The 21,117-nt window shown below is 61.8% G+C and carries 19 protein-coding genes and 2 pseudogenes; 13 read left to right on the forward strand and 8 right to left on the reverse strand.

What is annotated here, in order from left to right:
- Window positions 1-115: 115 nt before the first annotated feature.
- Window positions 116-688, reverse strand: coding sequence for an NADPH-dependent FMN reductase (locus ABGM93_RS12635; RefSeq protein WP_321499946.1), 573 nt, complete (start codon window positions 686-688; stop codon window positions 116-118).
- A 246-nt stretch (window positions 689-934) separates the two neighbouring features.
- On the opposite strand from ABGM93_RS12635, the gene ABGM93_RS12640 reads away from it, so the two are divergent.
- Window positions 935-1,885 (forward strand): catechol 2,3-dioxygenase, encoded by a 951-nt coding sequence (locus ABGM93_RS12640; RefSeq protein WP_321505875.1) that lies wholly within the window; start codon window positions 935-937, stop codon window positions 1,883-1,885.
- Window positions 1,886-1,891: 6 nt separating this feature from the next.
- On the opposite strand, the gene ABGM93_RS12645 is transcribed toward ABGM93_RS12640, so the two are convergent.
- From ABGM93_RS12645 to nikR, 3 genes are all read right to left on the reverse strand, one after another.
- A complete protein-coding gene (locus tag ABGM93_RS12645) occupies window positions 1,892-3,016 on the reverse strand; it encodes a CaiB/BaiF CoA-transferase family protein (protein ID WP_321499948.1) in 1,125 nt (374 codons plus the stop codon).
- Between the two features lie 49 nt (window positions 3,017-3,065).
- Entirely contained in the window at window positions 3,066-4,343 is a 1,278-nt protein-coding gene (locus ABGM93_RS12650; protein ID WP_321499950.1) for a glycerate kinase, read from the reverse strand.
- A gap of 150 nt (window positions 4,344-4,493) precedes the next feature.
- Window positions 4,494-4,967, reverse strand: a complete 474-nt coding sequence (nikR, locus tag ABGM93_RS12655) for a nickel-responsive transcriptional regulator NikR (protein WP_321499952.1) — start codon at window positions 4,965-4,967, stop codon at window positions 4,494-4,496.
- A gap of 170 nt (window positions 4,968-5,137) precedes the next feature.
- Between nikR and ABGM93_RS12660 the strand changes: the two genes are divergently transcribed.
- From ABGM93_RS12660 to ABGM93_RS12680, 5 genes are read left to right on the forward strand one after another with little or no spacing between them, the layout of a single operon-like run.
- Window positions 5,138-5,929 (forward strand): DUF4198 domain-containing protein, encoded by a 792-nt coding sequence (locus ABGM93_RS12660; RefSeq protein WP_321499954.1) that lies wholly within the window; start codon window positions 5,138-5,140, stop codon window positions 5,927-5,929.
- A gap of 13 nt (window positions 5,930-5,942) precedes the next feature.
- Window positions 5,943-6,557: a cobalt transporter CbiM gene (cbiM, locus tag ABGM93_RS12665; RefSeq protein ID WP_319772447.1), complete on the forward strand. Its 615-nt coding sequence runs from the start codon at window positions 5,943-5,945 to the stop codon at window positions 6,555-6,557.
- Window positions 6,554-7,099: a cobalamin biosynthesis protein CbiL gene (locus tag ABGM93_RS12670; protein WP_321499957.1), complete on the forward strand. Its 546-nt coding sequence runs from the start codon at window positions 6,554-6,556 to the stop codon at window positions 7,097-7,099. Before cbiM ends, ABGM93_RS12670 begins: the two co-directional genes overlap by 4 nt.
- Window positions 7,087-7,809, forward strand: coding sequence for a cobalt ECF transporter T component CbiQ (cbiQ, locus tag ABGM93_RS12675; RefSeq protein ID WP_321499959.1), 723 nt, complete (start codon window positions 7,087-7,089; stop codon window positions 7,807-7,809). The genes ABGM93_RS12670 and cbiQ overlap by 13 nt, the downstream gene beginning before the upstream one ends.
- Entirely contained in the window at window positions 7,806-8,546 is a 741-nt protein-coding gene (locus ABGM93_RS12680; RefSeq protein WP_321499961.1) for an ABC transporter ATP-binding protein, read from the forward strand. The genes cbiQ and ABGM93_RS12680 overlap by 4 nt, the downstream gene beginning before the upstream one ends.
- Here ABGM93_RS12680 and ABGM93_RS12685 read toward each other — a convergent pair.
- Both ABGM93_RS12685 and ABGM93_RS12690 read right to left on the reverse strand, forming a co-directional pair.
- Window positions 8,535-9,434: a DMT family transporter gene (locus ABGM93_RS12685; protein WP_321499963.1), complete on the reverse strand. Its 900-nt coding sequence runs from the start codon at window positions 9,432-9,434 to the stop codon at window positions 8,535-8,537. The two genes, ABGM93_RS12680 and ABGM93_RS12685, sit on opposite strands and share 12 nt — an antisense overlap.
- A 71-nt stretch (window positions 9,435-9,505) precedes the next feature.
- Window positions 9,506-10,069, reverse strand: coding sequence for a MarR family winged helix-turn-helix transcriptional regulator (locus ABGM93_RS12690; RefSeq protein ID WP_321499965.1), 564 nt, complete (start codon window positions 10,067-10,069; stop codon window positions 9,506-9,508).
- Window positions 10,070-10,712: 643 nt separating this feature from the next.
- Between ABGM93_RS12690 and fabI the strand changes: the two genes are divergently transcribed.
- Both fabI and ABGM93_RS12700 read left to right on the forward strand, forming a co-directional pair.
- Window positions 10,713-11,477 (forward strand): enoyl-ACP reductase FabI, encoded by a 765-nt coding sequence (fabI, locus tag ABGM93_RS12695; protein WP_321499967.1) that lies wholly within the window; start codon window positions 10,713-10,715, stop codon window positions 11,475-11,477.
- Window positions 11,478-11,496: 19 nt separating this feature from the next.
- A complete protein-coding gene (locus ABGM93_RS12700; protein ID WP_321499969.1) occupies window positions 11,497-13,896 on the forward strand; it encodes an alpha/beta fold hydrolase in 2,400 nt (799 codons plus the stop codon).
- A gap of 146 nt (window positions 13,897-14,042) precedes the next feature.
- Here the strand turns inward: ABGM93_RS12700 and ABGM93_RS12705 are convergent, their stop codons facing one another.
- Window positions 14,043-14,615, reverse strand: a complete 573-nt coding sequence (locus ABGM93_RS12705; protein WP_321499971.1) for an aminotransferase class I/II-fold pyridoxal phosphate-dependent enzyme — start codon at window positions 14,613-14,615, stop codon at window positions 14,043-14,045.
- 785 nt (window positions 14,616-15,400) lie between these two features.
- On the opposite strand from ABGM93_RS12705, the gene ABGM93_RS12710 reads away from it, so the two are divergent.
- The 3 genes and pseudogenes from ABGM93_RS12710 to ABGM93_RS12720 all read left to right on the forward strand — a co-directional run.
- Window positions 15,401-15,679: a hypothetical protein gene (locus ABGM93_RS12710; protein ID WP_321499973.1), complete on the forward strand. Its 279-nt coding sequence runs from the start codon at window positions 15,401-15,403 to the stop codon at window positions 15,677-15,679.
- 389 nt (window positions 15,680-16,068) lie between these two features.
- Window positions 16,069-17,316, forward strand: coding sequence for an MFS transporter (locus ABGM93_RS12715; RefSeq protein WP_321499975.1), 1,248 nt, complete (start codon window positions 16,069-16,071; stop codon window positions 17,314-17,316).
- 270 nt (window positions 17,317-17,586) lie between these two features.
- Window positions 17,587-17,878, forward strand: a pseudogene (locus ABGM93_RS12720) (DDE-type integrase/transposase/recombinase); the annotation flags it as partial.
- A 408-nt stretch (window positions 17,879-18,286) separates the two neighbouring features.
- On the opposite strand, the gene ABGM93_RS12725 reads toward ABGM93_RS12720, so the two are convergent.
- The gene (locus ABGM93_RS12725; protein ID WP_321499977.1) at window positions 18,287-18,601 is read right to left on the reverse strand and encodes a DUF6165 family protein; all 315 of its coding nucleotides are present in this window, start codon (window positions 18,599-18,601) and stop codon (window positions 18,287-18,289) included.
- A gap of 423 nt (window positions 18,602-19,024) precedes the next feature.
- On the opposite strand from ABGM93_RS12725, the gene ABGM93_RS12730 reads away from it, so the two are divergent.
- Both ABGM93_RS12730 and ABGM93_RS12735 read left to right on the forward strand, forming a co-directional pair.
- Complete coding sequence (locus ABGM93_RS12730; protein WP_321499979.1) at window positions 19,025-19,675, forward strand: hypothetical protein; 651 nt, start codon at window positions 19,025-19,027, stop codon at window positions 19,673-19,675.
- 710 nt (window positions 19,676-20,385) lie between these two features.
- Window positions 20,386-21,093 (forward strand): annotated as a pseudogene (locus ABGM93_RS12735) (IS5 family transposase).
- Window positions 21,094-21,117: the final 24 nt, after the last annotated feature.

A 21,117-nucleotide genomic window follows, 5' to 3' on the forward strand; every position in this document is an offset into this window, starting at 1 on the left:
GCATCCAGGCATCGGATCGCAAGCATGATCAAGAAAACCCCCGGCTTTGACCGGGGGTTTCGTTTCTCTGACAGCTGAAAGGGCTCAGAGCGGCTTCCGCGCTTGTGGCCTTGGCTCAAGCGGAGAGGCGGTCGACATAGGCTGCAAAGGCGCCAAGCTGTTTTGAGACGAATTCGCGCGTCCCCTCGTCCGTCAGGGCCAGCGTCTCCTCATCGAATTTCTGCATGGCACCGCCGACGAAAACCTCCGGCGTCGTGAAGACATCCGCCCCCAGGAACACCATGACCTGGCGCAGATGATACTGCATCCGCGCGCCACCAAGCGTGCCGGGGGAAACGGATTGGAGACAGACAGGCTTGGCCTTGAAAGGCTGATCCTCGACGCGCGACACCCAGTCCAGCGCGTTCTTCAAGACACCGGGCACCGAGTAATTGTATTCGGGTGAAACGATGATGACGCCATCGGCGGCGCGCACGGCGTCGGCCAACGCGGTCACTTCGGCGGGAAATCCGGACTGGTTCTGCAGATCGGCATTGTAGAGCGGGATCTTGCCGATGGACGGGGCCTCGGTGATCGACATGCGGTCCGGGGCCAGATCGGGCAAGGTGCGCAGCAAGGCATGATTGAGGGAGCCCGCACGCAGGCTGCCACAAAGGCCAACAATGTTTAGTTTCTCTTTTCCCGACATGAACGCATTCCCATCCGCTCTCGTGTTGAACACATGCAGGCCGGGTTTCGAGACACAGGCCTGCCCCTGTTAGATCGTTCGAGTGGCCCGGAAGTTCCATATCGCAATAGCCAGATATTATCACTGCGGTCGGCTTTATCCATTGCCTCCCTTACGGAAACTTCGCAAAACAGGCGACACGAACCACGCTCAAGACGACCGACCGGACGAGGAAAACGACACGCCATGCCCGCATTCACGCCGATGATGGAGCCCTGTTACGATATCGCGCATCTGGGCCATGTCGAACTCTTCACCAACAAGCCGGAACAAAGCCTCGATTTCTTTGTCGACGTGCTGGGCCTGACCGCATCCGGTACGGAAGGCGACAGCGTCTACCTGCGCGCATGGGATGACTACGAGTTTCACACGCTGAAACTCACCGCGTCCAACACGACCGGCGTCGGCCACGTGGGCTATCGCGCCTCCAGCCCGCAGGCACTGGAACGCCGGGTGAAGGCCATCGAGGGGATGGGAGCGGGCATCGGCTGGAGTGACGGCGATCTCGGTCACGGCGCCGCCTACCGGTTCGCGGATCCGGACGGACACATCTTCGAGATCTATTACGACACCAACCGATATGTGGCGCCGACTTCCGAAAAGCCTGCGTTGAAGAACCAGGCACAGCGCTATCACGGACGCGGTGTGTGCGTGCGCCGTCTCGACCACCTGAACCTGCTGGCAAGCGATGTGGATGCCATCGCCGATTTCATGCCACGCGCGCTCGGCTCACGCATCACCGAGCGGATCATGCTCGATTCCGGCCATCTCGGCGGCTGCTGGTTCACGGTCAACAACAAGAGCTACGACATCGCCTATACGGGCGACCATACCGGCGCGCATGGGCGGTTCCACCATGTCACCTATGCGCTCGACCAGCGCGAACAGATCCTGCAGGCGGCCGACATCTTTTTGGAAAACGGCATCCACATCGAAACCGGCCCGCACAAGCACGCCGTCCAGCAGACCTTTTTTCTCTATGTCTATGAGCCGGCGGGCAATCGGGTGGAGGTCTGCAATGCGGGCGCGCGCCTAATCCTCGCGCCCGATTGGGAAACCGTCACCTGGACAGAGGAAGAGCGCAAGAAGGGGCAGGCCTGGGGGCTCCAGACCATCCCCTCCTTCCACACCCATGGCACACCGCCCGTCGGCGAATAGCCCCGCCTAGGGCCGTTTCCGTATTGCGGTCAGGTCCTCGCCAGCGAGGCCCCACCGGGCCAGAACGTCCCCCGGATCGGAGGCGTCCTCATCTACAAGCGCACCGGGGGTGCGGCCAAAGCGGGGAGCGGGCGCAGGCTGAACGACGCCCGCTTTCTCGATGAAGGTGCGGCGCGCCGCGTTGTGCGGATGCGCCATCACCTCCCCCATGCCCAGAACCGGTGCGACGCAGGCATCCAGTCCTTCGAAAGCGGCGATCCAGTCATCGCGATCGCGGGTCAGGAAGATCTCCTGCAGCTTTGCCCTGCGTTCCGGCCAGAGCGCGGGATCATATTGATCGGCCCCGAAGTCCTCCACGCCCATCACCCTGGCGAAGGCCGCATGGAACTGCGGCTCGATGGGCCCGACAGCGATGTGACGGTCATCGCGGCACCGATATGCGGCGTAGAAATGGGCCGCCCCGTCGAGCATGTTGGCCTCGCGCCTGTCCTTCCACATCCCACCCGCCATCAGCTCGTAGAGATAGGCCATCATGAGGCTCGAACCGTCGGTCATGGCGGCATCGACCACCTGACCGCGGCCTGAGCGGGACCGCTCGAAAAGCGCCGAAAGCAGGCCGACAAGCGCCAGCATGCCGCCACCACCATAATCGCCGACGAGATTGAGCGGCGGCACGGGACCGTCCGCCGGGCCAATGGCATGAAGCGCGCCGGACAGTGCGATATAGGTCAGATCGTGGCCTGCGCGCGGGCTTAAGGGACCATCCTGCCCCCAGCCCGTGACCCGCGTGATAATGAGGCCAGGATTTTCCGCCATCAGATCATCGGGCGAGAGGCCGAGGCGCTCCAGAACACCGGGCCGATACCCCTCGATCCACACATCGGCGCAGGCAATGATCCCGCGGGCCCGCGCGACGTCCTTCGGGTTCTTGAGATCGAGCCCGATGCGCGCGGCCCGCCCACGGCAGGTGATCTCGCGCGGGTTGGTCACGTCCTCTCCCGGCCGATCGATGCGCACGACCTCCGCGCCCAGATCGCTCAGCACCATCGCCGCGAAAGGCACCGGCCCGATGGCCGCCATTTCCACGACCTTCAGCCCGGCCAGCGGCCCCTTCCGCTCAGCCCCGCTCAAGAGGCCCCATCCCTGTTCATCGTCATGCCTGTTCCTCCCAGAACCTCTCTCAATCGCGGCGATCGATCAGGATCGCCCTGAAATCATTCACATTCGTGCCGGTTGGGCCGGGCTCAAAGAGCCCCCCTATGGCGGCAAAGGCCGTCCAGGCGTCGTTGTCCGAAAGGCAGGCATTGACGTCGAGACCGGCGGCGGCAAGGCGCGCGACCGTTTCCCCATCGGCGAACGCGCCCGCATTGTCCTCACTGCCGTCAATCCCATCCGTATCGGCGGCCAGCGCGGAGATCGCCTGCGATCCGGCAATTCGGGCGGCGAAGGACAGCAGAAATTCGCTGTTGCGCCCGCCCTTGCCGGAGCCTTTCAGGGTCACCGTCGTCTCCCCGCCGGACAGCAGCACGACGGGGGCGGCAAACGGTTCGTCGCGTCGCTCGATTTCCAGGGCAAGCGCTGCATGGAAAAGTCCCGCCTCGCGGGCCTCGCCCTCGATCGCGTCCGACAGGATGACCGGGGTCACGCCCGCCTTGCGCGCCTCATCGGCAGCGGCTTCCAGCGAAACGCGGGCCGATGCGATCACATGGGCTTCGGTGTTCTTGAGGCGCGGATCATCGGGGGAGGGGGCGCCTTCTGCTGTTTCCAGATGCGCCCGGATCGCGGGCGGCAGCGCGATGGCGTAGCGCTCGGCGGCCCGCAGCGCATCGGCGGGCATCATCTTGTCGGCGACAGTGGGGCCGGAGGCAATGAAAGCCGCCTCATCGCCGGGAATGTCGGAAATCAGAAGACTGACAACGCGCGCAGGATAGGCAGCGGCGGCCAGCCGGCCACCCTTGATGCGGGAAAACTGCTTGCGGATCGTGTTCATCGCGGAAATCGGCGCGCCGGAGGCGAGCAGGATCTCGTTGAGCGCGATTTCATCTTCCAGAGTGAAGCCGTCCGGCGGGGCTGGAAGCAGCGCGGATCCGCCGCCGCAGACAAGAGCGATGACGAGATCGTCCGCCGTCAGCCCGGCCACCCGTTCCAGAAGCCGGGCAGCCCCTTCAAGCCCCGCCTCATCCGGCACGGGATGGGCTGCCTCCAGAACCTCTATCCGACGACACTCGGCTGCGTAGCCGTAACGGGTGACAACGATACCTTCCAGGGGGCCGGGCCAAAGGTCTTCCAGAGCCCGCGCCATTTGCGCCGCGCCCTTGCCCGCGCCAACAACAATCGTGCGGCCCCTTGGCGGATCGGGGAGAAAGCGCGCAATGCTCTGACGTGGCTGGGCGGCCGCCACAGCGGCGTGAAAAAGCCCTTCCAGAAACTGTCGCGCGTCACCCTGCGAACGCCCCATTCGTCCCCCCATCCGGGGCCCGTTTCAATCGCCGGGCGCCCTGCCTTTTTTTCGACTTGGCTCAGCATTGTCGGTTTTATCCGGGATGCCAAGGGCACGAAGGGCGGAGATACCCTCTTGAGGCTCCACATCTAGCTTAAGGCTCCACATCTAGAGCGAGGTCCGGACCTTGTAATGCGTGTGAGCCTGTTCGGACCCATGTCCATGAACATGCGGTTCGCTGTCGCGCGCGACCGGCACCAGCCCCAACGCCCCGTGCATCACGCCACGCTCGGCGAAAAGCGCCTCGGCATAGGTCGTGACATCGGCGGCACGTCCCGTCATCACCGTCACGTCGATCGAGGTGGTGTGGTCGAGCGGCACGGAAAGGGTGGCAACCGTTTGGTCGTGGCGGTCGAGCCTGCCCTGCGGCACACGGGCGGCGAGCCCCCGGACCGACTGGTCGATGGCGCAACTGATGATGCCGAAACACTGCGCCTCGCCCGGCGCATCAGGCACCGTGGCCAGCCCCCGGCGAACGAGATCCCGGATCACCTCAGACCGCCCCGCCGCGCCCGTCGCCTTCATATGCGTATCGAGCTCCTCAGCCAGAGCGTCATCCAGCGTGATCGTGATGCGTTGCATGTTTCCTCCCTCGCTTCGCGCTTCGCGCAAAGCCTAGCACAAACGTTGCGTAAGCCCTTGCGCCGACCGGAGCAGTGTGATTTTTTACTAAACTTATCATACTTCCAGACTTCGCGGCTCAGCCGCTCCCCTGCCGCCGCCACACCTCACGTCCGTCCGAAGGATGCACCATGCGTAGACCCTCTGCCCTTTCCACCTTTGCCAGCCTCGCACTTTCTGCTCTGCTGCTCACCAATGGGCCCGCATCCGCGCATTTCCTTCAGATCATCCCTTCCGAGGACGTCCTGCCCGAAGGCGGAACGGTGCTTCTCGACATGCTCTTCACCCATCCCTTCGAGGGCGGACCGATCATGGCGATGGAGCGGCCCGAGCGGCTGGGCATGCTGAACAACGGTGAGATCATCGACCTCTTGCCCGACATCGCGAAAAATCCTTCGGGCGGTGGTGAGGGCTGGACTGTCTCACGCGAACTTGCCGAACCGGGGGCCTCCGTCTTCTTTGTCGATCCCGCTCCCTATTGGGAGCCCGCAGAAGGCAAGTTCATCAAGCATTACGCCAAGGTGGTGGTGGACAATTACGCCTCCGGCGAGGGCTGGGACGCCATGGTCGGCCTTCCGGTGGAAATCCGACCGCTCACGCGCCCGACCGGCCTTTGGACCGGAAATCTCTTTTCCGGCGTCGTGATGAAAGGCGAGGCCCCCGTGCCGTTTGCCGAGATCGAGGTGGAGTTCATCAATGACGGATCGATCCAGGCACCGAATGAGGCCTTCATCACGCAAGTGATTACAGCGGATGCAAACGGCACCTTTTCCTACGCCATGCCGCATGCGGGGTGGTGGGGCTTCGCGGCGCTGGTGACCGGCGAAGCCTCCATGACCGCCCCGGACGGCAAGGCCGTGCCGGTTGAGGAAGGCGGCCTCATCTGGGTGCGTGCGCAAGATAGCGCCTCCGCACAGCAATAGGCGGAGATCCGGCGTGGCCCATATTCCCGATGGCGTTCTCTCCGCCCCCGTGCTCATCGCGGGGGCGGCCCTCGCCGCGGGCGGCATCGCCCTTGGGCTGCGCACTCTCGACGAACGGGCCATTCCGCGCACGGGCATCCTGGCGGCGGCGGCCTTCGCGGGTTCGCTTTTCGCCGTGCCCGTCGGCCCGTCAAGCGTGCATCTGCTGCTCTCAGGGCTTCTCGGCATTCTCATCGGCACCGCGACCTTTCCCGCCATGGCGGTTGCGCTTTTTCTGCAGGCGCTGCTTTTCGGCTTCGGCGGACTGACGACGCTGGGCATCAATCTCGTCAATATCGCCCTGCCGGGTGTCGTTCTCGGCCTGTTGCTGGGGCCCGTGATCCGTTCAACCCCGCACCCGACACTTCGGCTGTGCCTGGCCGCCGTCGTTGGCGCAGGAGCTGTTCTGGGAACCGGTGCGCTGGTCGCGCTCGCGCTCGCCCTGTCATCATCCGCCTATACGCCCGTCGCCAGCATTCTGCTTGCCACCTATCTGCCGCTTGCGGCAGGCGAAGCCTTCATCACAGCGGTCATCGTCGCGTTTCTCGCCCGCGTCTCGCCTGATGCGCTGAGGCCGATGTTGTCATGAGCCTGCGTGCCCTTCTCATCGCCCTTCTCATGGTTGCCGGCCTCAGCACACAAGCTTGCGCGCACAAGCTGAAGGTCTTTGCGACGGTTCAGGGCTCAACCATTTCAGGCTATGGCTTTTTCATTGGCGGCGGACGCGCGGCGGGCGCGCGCTGGATCGTCCATGACGAAACCGGCGCCCTGTTGGGCGAAGGCAAGACCGATGAGCAGGGCCGGTTCCGTTTCGAACCGGTGCCCGCCCGCCCCCTCACGGTGACAATCGACACCGGCGAAGGACATGGCGCGTCAAAGACCCTTTCGGCCACCAACCCCCTACCCGCCGCCCCAAGCAGCCCCCCGCAAGGCGGATCGGCAGCGCAGGTCCTGACGGGCGAGGAGGTCGCCGTTCTGGTTGATGTGGCCGTTCAACGGCAGGTCACCCCCCTGCTGGAGCGCATCGAGGAAATGGATGCGCGGATGCGCTATACAGACATTCTCTGCGGTCTCTTCCTGATCATCGGGCTTGTGGGAGGTGGCTTGTGGCTCCGCACATGGCGAGGCTAGTGGTTCCCCAGGACCTGCGGCTGAGACTGGTCGCGGCCTTCGTCGTGGTAATCGTGCTGTCACAACTCCAGAGCCTCACGCTTGCCGCGACGGTCCTTGGCAGTCTCGTCCTGTTTGCGCTTGCGGGCGGGCTGGAGGCAGGTCTCGCGCGGCGTCTGTGGCATGTTGAAGGGCTTGTCGCGCTGCTCGTCGTCACACTGCCTTTCACCGAGGAGGGAACGCCCGTTTTCAGCTTCGGCCCACTCGTCGCCAGCGCACAGGGCCTGATCCATGCGGGCCTTCTCGCCTGCAAGATCACCGCCGCGGCGCTCGCGCTGATGGTCCTTCTGGGTGCGTTGGAGCCCGCCCGGCTCGGCGCGGCACTGCAGGGCCTGCGGATGCCGCAAAAGCTGGTGCGGTTGCTCGTCATGTGTGTGCGCTACCTCGCGATCCTGCGGGCGGAGGCCCGGCGCGGTCACGAGGCAATGCGCGCACGCGGGTTTCGTGCGCGCTCCAACCGACATACATGGCGCAGCTACGGCTATCTGATCGCCATGTTGCTGGTGCGCGCCCTGGAAAGGGCGCAACGGGTGGAGGACGCCATGCTTTGCCGCGGTTTCAATGGCCGCCTTCCCCATGCCGACCTGGAGCCCCCTTCTGCGCGGGACTGGCTCGGCTTTGCACTCCTGACCGGCCTTGCGGTCGCCACCCTTGTCGGAGACCGCGCATGAGCGACCTCCTGCATCTTGACGGCATCTGTGTACGCCGCGACGGACAGTCCGTCCTTGAAGACATCAACCTGCGGCTCGGTTTGGGCGAAAGGCTCGCCATTGTCGGGCCGAACGGGGCGGGCAAGACGACATTGCTGCGCACACTCGTCGGGCTGGAACGGACGGCGAGCGGGACCATCCACCTTTTCGGCGAGACCTGCGGCACGGAAAGACAGTTCCGCCTCCACAGGCCCCGCATCGGCTTTCTGTTCCAGGACAGCGACGATCAGCTTTTCTGTCCGAGCGTGATCGAGGATGTGGCCTTCGGACCTCTCAACATGGGGCTCTGCCCGGCGGAGGCGGAAAAGACCGCGCGCATCGCACTTGACGGGCTGGGCATCGCGCATCTGGCGGAGCGGATTTCTCACCGACTGTCGGGGGGCGAAAAGCGACTCGTCTGTCTGGCGGGCCTGATGGCGATGAAGCCGCGTGTGCTGCTGCTTGATGAGCCCACCAACGGCATCGATGCCGCCAACGAGACCCGCCTGCGCGACGCACTTGCGGCATATGATGGCGCGATGATCCTTGTCTCGCACGACACCACCCTGATTGCCGATCTCGCGACCCGCGCGATGGTTCTGGAGGCGGGCAGGCTTCTGCCCGCGACCCTTCACAGCCACGCCCATACGCATGTTCATGCCCATGTGCACGCGATCCACGCACACGGGCTGCACGAGCCCTCCGGATCAACCAGCTGATTTTGCGGCTGCCGGACGGCTCTGGCCTGCGCTGAGCACGAGAACGTTCCCCGCCAGCACCGCCACGCCCCCACTCACGACCAGCGCGTCGATGGCGAGATCTTCAAACAGCGCGGAAATGACCAGAGCCACCACCGGCACAAGGGCCAGCGTATAGGACGCGCTTGCCGCACCGATGCGTTGTACGAGACTGAAATACATGAAGAACGTGACGCAGGAGGCGACGATCGCCAGGTGGGCGAGCCCTGCCAGATAGGCGAGCGAGACGTCGACGGAAAAGCTGCGCCCTTCGGCAAGCGCCAGGGTGAAGGCGAAAAGCGCACCGCAAAGGGCTGTCCAGCTCATCAGAACGACGATCGGGATGCCGGTGCGCTGGTTGCGCATCGCAACGACCGTCCCGCAGCCCGTGCCCGCGGCCGCCGAAAGCGCCAACCCCAGCCCGGCCATGGCTTCCCGGCCGGAGGAAAACAGCGCGAATTGGGGCGCGGCGATGACCGCGAGGCCGAGGAGCCCCACGCAAATGCCGGCAAGCATGCGCCGCGTTACCGGAACCGACAGGAACAGCCATCCGGCAAGGGCCGCAAAGAGCGACGAGGTCGACAGGACCAGCGCCGCGATGCCGGAGGGGATCAGCGTCGTCGCGTGGTAGAAGGAGATGAAGGACACCCCGAAAAACAGAACGCCCTGCAACGCCACCCACAGGCGATCTCCCTTGCGCAGGGCAATGCCGTGCCCGCGGGCCAGGCTCCAGCCGAACATCACCAGACTGGCCAGCACCAGCCGATAGGCGACCGAGACTTCCGGCGCCCCGGCACTCGCCTGCTGGGCGGTGACGATTGCGCTGCTGCCCCACAGGATTGAGGTCGCCAGAAACAAGAGTACGTGCATGCTGCCCTCCCCGGCATGCCGAACCTGAAAATGCCCTGCCCGGGCGCCAATCCGCGCGCGCCAACCCGCGCTCAGCCGCGCGTTGCCGGCTCCTCCCACCGTGGGGTGTCGCCCATGGATTGCCAGTCTCGCGCCAGGATACCCGCGCTGGCGCTCTCCAGCCTGTCGAGAACGGAACCGAGCTTCGCCAGCTCCTCGGGATCAACCGCTTCCGTCAGCTCCCGGTCGAGATGCCCGGCGAGATCGGAGATTTCACAAAATGCCTCCCAACCCGCGTGCGACAGCTCGATGGCGACGCAACGCCGGTCGACGCGTCCGGCAAGACGGTGGGCGAAACCCAGTTCCACCAGTTGCCTGACAGCGCGCGATACCGAGAACGGGTCCAGTCCCGCCGCCTGAGAGATCTCCTTCGCGCTCGCCCCGGGACGGTTGGCGACGATGGCCATGGTACGCCAGGCGGGGCGGGAAAGGCCAAAGCGAGGGCCATAAAAGGCACTGAGCACATCCGCAATCCGGACCGATATCCGAAAAAACCGATAGGGCAGCCAGTTTTCAAGCTGAAGCGCGTCGCCGCGTCCCGACCCCGAACCGTGCGCGCCATCCTTGCGTGCGCCATCCTTGCGTGCGGCAGCCACTGTGCTCTCCCCAAAGCTGGAAATTACTAGCGTTCTGCAATCATTTTTCGATTATTCACAGGTTGCCGCAGGCCGCAAGAGCCGCGCAGACAGCACGAAGGGCCAAGCCTCACACGGCACGCCTTTGGCGTGCGTGTTCCGGCCCGAGCGGCCTCATGCCGGATCTAGCCTGTCGATCAGCATGGCACACCGGGTCAGGTCCTCCCGCACATGGCCACCCGACCGGCGCCAAGCCCCCGGCGCGCGTTGCGAACCGCACGGACTGGTCATTTCATTTCGCACATGCACAATTTTCTATTGCCTCAGAAAGAAATAAAACCACCGCTCAAACCAAACAAAGAACAACAAAAGTCCAGGCAAATGATCAATAATATTACAACCATCTCCGATAATAAGAGATCTTACCTACCTACCAACTTTAATATTCAGTTAATTTTCACACCAGATTGAAGTCCTGTTTATTTTCTAATCACGAATTATCATGAATTTTACGGTGCTTTTCCGCATGTATAATTGCATACGAAACGTGTTTTCATTTCATATATACATGGCCGATCGGATGGCGACCGATCCTCGACATATTTAGTTTACAATTTTATGTTGCTCTGCAGCATGACGCAATCTGCGAACGGACGAGGTGTCGATGTTTTCGCTATCGGGCAAGAAGGTTCTGGTCGTCGGCATCGCGAACGCGCAATCCATCGCCTATGGCTGTGCGCGCGCCTTTCGCCAACAGGGTGCGGATCTGGCGATCACATATCTGAATGAAAAGGCGGAACCGCATGTGCGCCCCCTGGCGGAGGAACTTGAGGCAGAGATCTTTCTGCCGTTGGACGTCCGCAATACGGCTGAGGTGGATGCGTTGTTTGACGAGATCGGCGCGAAATGGGGGCGGCTCGATACGGTCCTGCACTCCATCGCCTTCGCCCCGCGAGAGGATCTGCATGGCCGGGTGATCGACTGCTCTGCGGAGGGCTTCGGCATCGCCATGGATATTTCCGTCCATTCCTTCCTGCGGATGATCCGCAAGGCGGAACCACTGATGCCACATGGGGGCACCTGCATGACCGTGTCCTTCCAGGGAGCATCGCGCGTCGTCGAGCATTACAACATGATGGGCCCGGTCAAGGCCGCGCTTGAAAGCGCGGTGCGTTATGCGGCGGCCGAGCTGGGCCCCAAGGGCATCTCGGTGCATGCGCTATCGCCCGGCCCCCTGCGCACCCGCGCGGCGAGCGGCATCGACAGTTTCGATGAGCTTCTCAACGCGGCGGCGGATCGCGCGCCCACACATCAACTTGCAACGATCGAGGATGTCGGGGCCTATGCGGCCTTCCTCGCGAGCGATGCGGCGGCCAATGTCACGGGTGGCGTTCACCCGATCGACGGCGGCTACAGCATTATCGACTGACCCTTCAGGAGAAGCGAATATGGCGAAGGCTGGCGAAGCACGTTCGATGGAGGGGGCTTTCTCCGCCGATGCGGCGCTGGATGCGCGCCCCTTCATCGGCGCGGACCCTGCGCGCGGGTTGGCGGACATGGCCGAAAGCTATGACAACGCCTCAAACGCGGCCGAGCTGATGATGAACTCGGTTTCGCTCCAGTCGCAAAAGATCTCGCAGACCCATTCGCAGCGGACACGGGCGCACATGCCGAGGCTTACCGACATCGCCGACGCGATGAACGCGTCCGGAGCGAACCTGGGAGGAGCCTTTGCCGACTATCTGCGGGATGCGACCCGACGCTGGGTCCGGACCCTCGATGTGCTGCGCGAGCGCGGCGACATCTTTCTGGAGCACGAGGCGGCCGGCTGTCCGCCGGTTCTCGCCTATGATTACGAGCGCATTGTCGACGGTCGCGATCTGACACCGGCCTGCAATTACGAGCTTCTTCGCATTCTGCCGCCGGGCGGGGTGGAGCTTTCCAGCGACAAGCGCCCCTATATCATCATCGACCCGCGGGCCGGGCACGGTGGCGGCATTGGCGGTTTCAAGAGCGAAAGCCAGGTCGGCGTGGCCTTGTCGAGCGGTCATCCGGTCTATTTCGTGAGCTTCCGGCGCGAACCGGAACCGAACCAGACGCTTGCCCATGTGACGCGCGCGGAGGCGGAATTCGTGCGCGAAGTGCAAAGGCGGCATCCAGAGAGCCCCAAGCCGATCGTCGTCGGCAATTGTCAGGGCGGCTGGGCGACCCTGCTGCTGGCCGCAACCAATCCCGATATCACCGGACCGATCGTGCTGAACGGGGCGCCTGTCGCGCCGTGGTCGGGCAAGGTCGGACAGGACCCGATGCGGTACAATGGCGGCCTGCTGGGCGGCGCCTGGCAACCGATGTTCTGGTCGGATCTCGGCGGCGGCCAGTTCGACGGCGCGCATCTGGTGATGAATTTCGAGCAGCTGAACCCCAGCCGGAACTATTTCGGCAAATACTACGACCTCTTCACCGACCCGGACGGCGGGCGGCAGCGCTTTCTCGACTTCGAGCGCTGGTGGGGCGGGTTCTTCATCCTCAACGAGCCCGAGATCCGCTGGATCGTCGACGAGCTTTTCGTCGGCAACAAGCTCGTCAAGAACCAGGCGCAGCTGGAACCGGGGCATACGATCGATGTGAAGGCGGTCAAGGCGCCGATCATCATCTTCACCAGCTTCGGCGACAACATCACGCCGCCGCAACAGGCGCTCAACTGGATCGTTGACAGCTATGCCGATGAAGAGGAAATCCGCGTTCGCGGACAGCGGATCGTCTACATGCTGCACGATCAGGTCGGCCATCTCGGCATTTTCGTTTCCTCCAAGATCGCGCGAAGGGAGCACAGCGAAGTCGCCTCGACCCTGAAGACGATCGAAACGCTGCGCCCAGGGCTTTACGAGATGAAGATCGAGGATGTGGAGGGCGAGGGCATGGGCAAGACCTTCCTCGTCAGCTTCCACGACCGCACGCTCGGCGATATCCGGGACATTGCCGGTTCGCGCAAGGAAGAGGCCGGGCTGGCCGCCGTGGCGCGGCTTTCGGAAATGCAGGCCGAAGCTTACGACGTTGCCCTGCGCCCCTGGGTGCGGGCCATGGTCAATCCCGCACTGGCGGAGGCCACGCGCACCCTGCACCCTCTTCGGCTGCAACGCGCGATGCTCTCCGGGAACAGCCCCGCAACCGCATGGATCGAGGCGATGTCCGCGGCTTTCGGTGGCGGAAAGTCCCTTGATCAGGAGAACCCGTTCCTCAAGGCGGAGCGGGCATGGGCGGCGCTGGTGGAACAGCAAATGGACCTGTGGCGCGACACGCGGGATGCAATCTACGAGGCGAGCTTTCTGGCGCTGTGGACCAACCCGTTCGCAGTTGCGTTCGGCAAGCCGAAAGCCGTGGGTCGGCCGCTCATATCCGAAGTGGAATTGCGCACATTGCCGGAGGTTCAGGCCGCACTGGCCCATATCGGCAATGGCGGGTTCATCGAGGCAGTGGTGCGGATGCTTATCCTTCTGGCCGACAATCGCGGCAGTGTGCGTCGCGACCGGCTGGAACGCTCAAGTCACGTGCTCACGCAGGACGCCCCCTTCTCCTCGCTCAGCGCAGATGAGCGCATGCGCATCATTCACGAGCAGTCGCTGATCGCCGAATTCGATCCCGAACGCGCCATCGAAACCCTGCCCCTGCTGCTGCCGCGCAAGGCGGAGCGCGAGAAGGCCGTTGCGGTGGTGCAATTCATCCCGGGCAAGATCGACGAGATGGCTCCGGGAACGTTGGCCATGCTGCAACGCTTTCACGATGTGCTGGGCCTGCCCCCTGTCACCGACGATGTGACCGACGATCCCCTCGCCGGCGCGCAAGAATGATCCGCGCCGGGCTCGGGTCCGGCGACGAAGAGGGCCGCCGGAAGCTACGCCGCGGTTATCCGCGACGCGTTTCCATTTGAGGCCAGGCGCACTCCATCGGCCAACGGCCAAGACCTCGCGAAACAGCGTCCAGAAGACGGCGGCTTTCACGAGGGTGCAGCTGAAGCCCATGCACGGGCCAAACGTGCCTGACGGGCTGAAAATCGGTCCGATCGGCACAAGGCTTTGTTTTTTCCTCGCGACATCTGCAATCTGCGCGGCATCGGCTGCCCCGTCCACCGCGCCCAGACGAAGATCCCGCCATCCGGCTCAATCGGACCTTCGAAACCTGTCCCGCGCAGATTGCGGGTCATGTCGACGCGCATCCGGGTGATGGAGGTTCGCGGGGCGCTCAGATTTCTGCGATACAGGCCACTCTTGAGACGCTTGAACACGGCGACTGACGAAAGGGAATTCAGCCCAAAACTGAAATCCAGGGTCAGCGCGGCGATCGCCTCGATGGTGCCGGATTCGGCAGAAACGGAGCCGCAGCGCAGACCTCCGGATATGGTCTTCGAAAAGCTGCGCACATAAACCAAACCCTTGAGACCCGAAAGGGCGGCAAGGCGGGTAGCGGGCTCATCGACCAGATCCGCATGGACATCGTCCTCAACCTTATAGACGCCGGCGGAGCGCAGGGCCGCGAGAAGATCGAATGCCTGCGCCGTCGGCAGGTTCAAGCCGGTCGGGTTCTGGAGGGTCGAGGCCAGGAGGAAGAGCTTCGGCCGCAGGCGGCCGACAAGCTCTGCCAGCTGCCCCAAAATCCCGCTGTCCGTCGCGAAAAGGCACGCCGACCACCTTAACCTGATGTAATCGCCTCAAAGCCTCGAAATCGAACGAGGTGGGGTTGTCGACCAGCACGGCTTCGCCCGGCTTCAACAGAAGGCGGCAAATGAGACCGATCGCCATGCTGGCCGAATCCGTAGTGAGGATTTCATCCTGTCCAACCTCGATCTACCCGCCACTCGGATGGTACTGGCGCGAAAGCCGGCGGCCTCGCCGCGCGCCCTCCAGACCCAGCACCTTGTCCACCGGCGACGTGTGGGGACTGGTTGCGCGCAGCTTGCGAACGAAAAACCCTTGCTGCCCCTGAGCTTCGATGCGTTCGAGTGCAACAAGACGTTCGTAGACTTCAACCGCGGAAGACTTGGAAATGTGCTGTTCTATCGCGAACTGTCTGAAAGAAGGCAGCGTACAGCCCGGCCCGTGCAATCCGGACCGAACATCCCTCACCTTGCGTTCAACGATTGTATCGAGGCGATCATGTCCATTTGCGAACCTGCATCTATTTCTTCATCGAAAGTCAGGCTCTTCGACTGAAGACGGCCGGTTCCGCCGCAACGATAAAGGCCCTGCCTCGAACATGGATTGATCGTCATGGTCGCGGTCCACAGTGTCGTCCGCCTGCTCCCGCCGCTGACGGTTTCTGCGGAAGAAATCTCGACCGTGATCAGGATACTGGAGGATGTCTGCCGTGAATTTTCACAAGACCGCGGCAGATCCGACTTTTCGCGCTTACGCGCTGGAATCGGGAAAACGCGCCGTCAAATGCGTGGCCACCATGATTGAGCCGAGCTATCGGGAGAGGGAGATCCTCTGTCCGGCGCATCTGGAGCCAATCAAAGGTCCGGAAACAGACCTCGCCGAAACCCTCATTGGACTTGGCGCCACACTTCTCGTCACGGATGCGCTGCCGTCCGATGAAAAACTCAAAGAACTTTCTCATGGCTGCCCCTCCAGTTGATCGAGGAAGGACACTATTTCGTGCTGACGGATCGCCAGCCCCCCCCTTGCAGGCGGAGGCTGGGCACGCGGACAGCTTGGCTACATCCCCGCCGAGATCGGTGCTCACGGAGAGAGTGACGGCGACGTGGTCCGCTGCGTCTGCGTTTCCCCTCAATACGCCCATCATGGTCTGGGTCGGAAAATACTGCGCCGTATCGAGGCGGACGCCGTGTCCGCGGGCCTTCGTCAACTGCCCCTGACGGCGTCCCAAACTGCTGAATGCTCTATTTGCGTGCAGGTTGCACGCCCGGCCCCTATGATGAAGTGCGCCTGCCAAATGGCCATGACCTGCCGCTTCGTCTGATGAAAAATGCCTCGTTTCCGTTTCTGGCTGACACAAGGACAGTCATGATGGCCAACACGCCGACCACCGTACAAGCGCGCAGCATGTTCTATGGCTGGATCATTGTTTTTGCAGTCTTTTGCATTGCCGGAACCGCCGCCGGGCTCATCTATGCGTTTTCCGTTTTCTTCGATGCGATTTCGCAGGAATTCGATGCGACACGCGCGCAGGTTTCCCTGATCTTTTCCGGGGCGGAGTGCATCTGGTTCCTGTCTGGTTTCCTTGGCGGTTTTCTGGCAGATCGGCTGGGCCCCACCCGCATCGTCCTTTTCGGAGCCGTGCTCATGGCCGGGGGGCTCTTTTGCGCCAGTCAGTCCCAGACCATCACGGGGATCGTGTTGTCCTATGCGGTCGGCGTCGGCATTGGCGGGGGGTTCATCTACATCCCGTCGATCAGTCTCGTGCCGTGCTGGTTCAAGCGGCGGCGCGGCTTTGCGACCGGCATTGCGCTTTGTGGCGTTGGCTTGGGGACATTCGCGATGCCACTGCTCGGCGAAGCGCTGCTGGTTCCGCTTGGATGGGATGGTGCGCATGTCCTCTTCGCCATCATTGCCTTGGGTGTCTGCGGGGGGGTGAGTTTTTTCCTCGTTCCGCGACCAGAGGCGATGGGGCTGAACCCTGACGGCGATCCCGTTTCCTCCACACTGGCGCGCGGGCAGCCAGTTTCCGGCGTGAGCCTGTCGGAGGCCTTGCGGCACCGCGCCTTCTGGCACTTCTACTTCGCAAGCCTCTTTACCGCGGCGGTGATCTTCACCACCTATGTCCACCTTGTTCCCTTTGCGATCGACAATGGCAATGATCGCGCGTCCAGCGTTGGGCTTATTGGCACAGTCGGCATTGCCAGCATCGCCGGGCGCTTTCTCTTCGGAGGGCTGTCAGACCGAATTGGCAGCCGCCGAACCATAAGCCTGATGTCCGCAGGCATGGCGCTGGGGGTCGCCTGGTGGCTGCTCACAGCACCGACGCTGGGAAGTCTCTATGTCTATGCCCTGGTCTTCGGCGCCTTTTACGGCGGCTACATTTCGACCCTGCCCGTTCTGGCAATGACGTTCTTTGGCGGACGGCAGCTCTCCACCATCATTGGCGCGCTCTACACTTCATGGGGGGCGGGGGCACTGATCGGACCGACAATGACCGGGGTTCTTTTCGATGCCACCAACACCTACTCGGCCGGCCTTCTTGCCTCGATCGCCTTCTTGCTCATGGCATCCCTCATCTGCCTGCTCGTTCGCGATCCTGCCGTCCCCTATTGACGGTGAAGAGTGGAGTGGAGACGACACGGCTCGCGGACTGCGGAAGGAAGGCGGACGAACGGCCCCGAGCCCTGCAGATGTCTTCCTCTCCGGCTTTGAGCCAGCTTGGCGACGCCCCGGGGATCGGACACTGACGTAAGCTACGATTGGCACTCTTCTGATCTTCAAGAAGAAGGAGATCGAAGATGTCGAAACGCAAGCAGCACGCGCCTGAGTTCAAGGCGAAGGTCGCCCTGGAAGGGCTGAAGCGCGAGCAGGCCCGCAAAAGGGCACAAGATCTGGCCATATCTGCTCCGGGGCTTGCGTGTGGATCGGCCAAAGCAGGTTGTGGCTGCAGACATCACATATCTGCAGGTGCATCGCGGGTTCCTCTACCTCGCGATCATGGATCGCTTCACCCGCAAGGTTCTGGCCTGGCGCATCTCCAACACGCTGGCGGCCGACGTCTGTCGTCGAACCGTTGAACGAGGCAGTCCACAAGTTCGGCCTGCCCGGGATTGTGAATACGGACAAAGGCAGCCAGTTCATGTCCTTCGCGTGGACGGACCGGTTGCGGCGGGCGGCGCCCCGATCAGCAGGTCCAGAACGGAGCTTAATCTACGTCGAAAACTGTCCAACTATCGGGAAGTCCCTCCCCCTTTTCGAAGGGGAGGGCCGTTGTTTGGACAGATGTCCGTGCGAATTTCCCTGCGGGATCCAAACCTGACAAGCCTTCGATCCAGCCCGTAGCCCTGCCAGAACTGTTGCCGTGGCAGGGAGGCAGTCATTTTTTGCATGCCCGAGATTGGACAGGGCTGAAGAAACGCGCACGTGTCGTGTTCGCAGCCATCGCGAGTGGAGCCAAACGATCATCAGGCCCCGCTCAGCAAGAAGTAAGGAGCGGGACCTATTTTCTCGCTGCAACAGACTGTTAAACCAGTGTCAACAGGGTGCGCAATACAGAAACCGGCCCCACACTCTGCTCGGACTATTAGTATGACTGATAGCTTTTTTCTTCTATGATATCGGATTCTTGGCAGATGTTTATTTGCCGCTTGAGTGAGGCTCTGAGATCATTCGTTTTGTAGACGCTGCGCGCCAGATCGATGAATTCGGCATCAAAATCCTGGGCGGATTCCTTTTCACGAGTTTTGTCCTCAATATCCCATAAGCGGGAATTGACCTCTGAGAGCCTTTCCTTCAAATGTGCCGCGTCGGGATTAAAATCCAGTATTTCCTGACAGATATCATTTAGAATTGAAAGCTCATGCGCAACGTTTGCTTTCGCTTCTATATCTTTTATCATCAACTTTTTGATTTTTAGAATCGTTATCTTGTCGATACCCCCCCCCCCCAAGAAACCGGTACTGATGGCGTGCTCATGTATATTCCACTTTTGGCCGCTTATGCAATAAATGAGTGTAAATGCACTATTAGCGCTATATTAGGCGATCGTCTATGAGTAAGTTGGTGTAATGGATCAATTCTAAAGGATCGCCGCACGCGATGGGCCAAAAAGCTTATCCGCCGTTTCGATAGGCGCTATACAAACCGAGACTACAGAACCACCCCGGGCATACTCGCAGAAGACGGTACAAAACACATAGCTCTGGCGGCACGCAGCACCAATAGCAGGAAGGCGGCATTTACTGCGGCGGGGCTTGGTGACAGGATTCATTGCGTAACGCTGGGCTGGGTCTTTTCGCATGCTCACTCGGTTCCAGTGGTCTTGCATCTGACAAAGAGGAAGCAGGAAGGAGGCCAATATGGAAACAAGCTCGAATCCTGGTTTGAGGTTCTGGATCTTTTTCCAAAAGGTCATGTCGAGCTTATGCTTCACGACTTCGAGCCTGAAGACGAACGGTCTTGGATCTCCTATCTAAAGGACAAGGGTCTGCCTGCCGAGCCATATTGGTATCAAGACTATCCGGGGCGCTTTGCGAAGCCGGAAGTTCTGGATATTTCACATTATCTGAAGAACATTCCATTGCTCGAGGCCGAGGATCTCAGCGGTGATCTAGATCTTCCGGATCAATATGTGACGGTGCAGTGGGATTCCAACGAAGACGCTAGAACCCTTCCGCTTGAAAGTCGAAAAGCCGTTCTCGATGAATATCGCAAGTCCGGTTACAAACCCGTGATCGTTGGAGGAGAGGCAGAAAACCCGGCGCTAAAGAACTCTCTTCGGCATATCGGTTACGCGATGTCAAAGGCGCGCTTCCATGTCGGCGTGGACTCTGCCTTCATGCATATGGCGTTCCTATACTTCCCCCATCAGGATGTGCACCTGTATAATAAGAAGAATGGCTTTCAATCGCACCATCTTCGCAGGGCGCTCGACTGTGGGTGCATGCTCAATCTGCACTATGATGATATTTGACCCATCCATCGGGCCGCCCGGCATTCAGCCATAAGCGAAGGGGGGCCGGAAGAAGACGTTCGAAAAGACGGGGTGCGGAATTGCACCATGCGCTCCCCGGCGCGGTCAGTAAGTGAAGGCTGCGCACCGATCTGTTTGTGCAACGCCCGTGAAGTTGTTTTCAAGTTTGATCCAACGTGACGGAAACCCAAACGTTTGGCTTGGCCGCCGTGGACTCAGTTGTTGACGTCGGGTTCCGCTTCGCTCGCATGCGAGAGGAGCGGCAAACTCCGACTTGGGTTCAGTCTGTCCACGTATTCGGTTGCCGTCAGCCGGTCCACCCGGAAGCGCGGGCGCTTTCGAGAGTGCTTCAGGAGGTTCCGCGACTACTGGGTCACGCGCAACATCGACAGCCGCACGGTCCCCGGCACGAACAAGCGATATTTCGTGCGTTGTCAAAACCCTTTCGACGGCCACAACTTAGCCTGCGAGGTCGGTTGGGTTGGGTGCCAAGGTCTGCGGGCCGGCGCACTTTCGCTGGATGAAGGCAACCGCGATCGCGATTTCGGCCTCGTAGGAAATCGAAAGCGATATCCGTTCGGCGCTGCGACCTAGGACCTTTCCCCATAAACGGGTTACGTTGATGTGTGAGATTTGATCCGACCTCCTGATAAGGAGGTTGCCATGCGCGTCACGAGTTGAGCGATAAGGAATGGTCGATCATCGAGCCGATGCTGCCACGCAAGAGCCGGGGTGTGAAGCGTGTCGATGATAGACCCGTTATCAATGGGATCCTATGACGGTTCCGCACCGGCTCGTCGTGGCGTGGTGCCGGAGCGCTACGGCCCACGCATGACGCACTACAACCGGTTCTGCCGATGGCGCGCATCGGGCGTTTGGGACCAGCTTCTGGACGCGGTGTCAAAGGCTTACGACGGCGACATCGTGATGATCGACAGCTCCTGCATCCGCGTCCACCAGCATGGTGCCGGCGCGAAAAAGGGGGATCTGAAGATCGGTACATGGGACAGTCCCGCGGCGGGTTGACGACAAAGATCCACGCGCTGGTCGATGCCGAAGGCCGTCCGGTCCGGATCGAACTCACCGCCGGACACGCCGGCGACGCGCCCATGGCCACCAAGTTGCTGGAAACGGTGGCGACGGGTGCAACCGGGCTGGCCGACAAGACCTACGATACCGACGGCATCCGGGCCTTCGTGGCCGCGCGTGCCGGCTGGGCGAACATCCCGCCACGGATCACCCGCAAAGGCACATTCGCCTTCAGCCGCGGGGTTTATCGCCAGCGAAACCTGGTTGAGCGCTTCTTCAATCGCCTCAAACAGATGCGCCGCATCGCAACGCGCTATGATCGGCGCGCCGACAACTACCTCGCAGCTATCAAACTCGCCGCACTCCGCATCTGGATCAAATCGTTATGAGTCCGCCGCCTAATCAAGCCGGAT

It is taken from the genome of Breoghania sp. (genome assembly GCF_963674635.1).
GTDB lineage: Bacteria > Pseudomonadota > Alphaproteobacteria > Rhizobiales > Stappiaceae > Breoghania.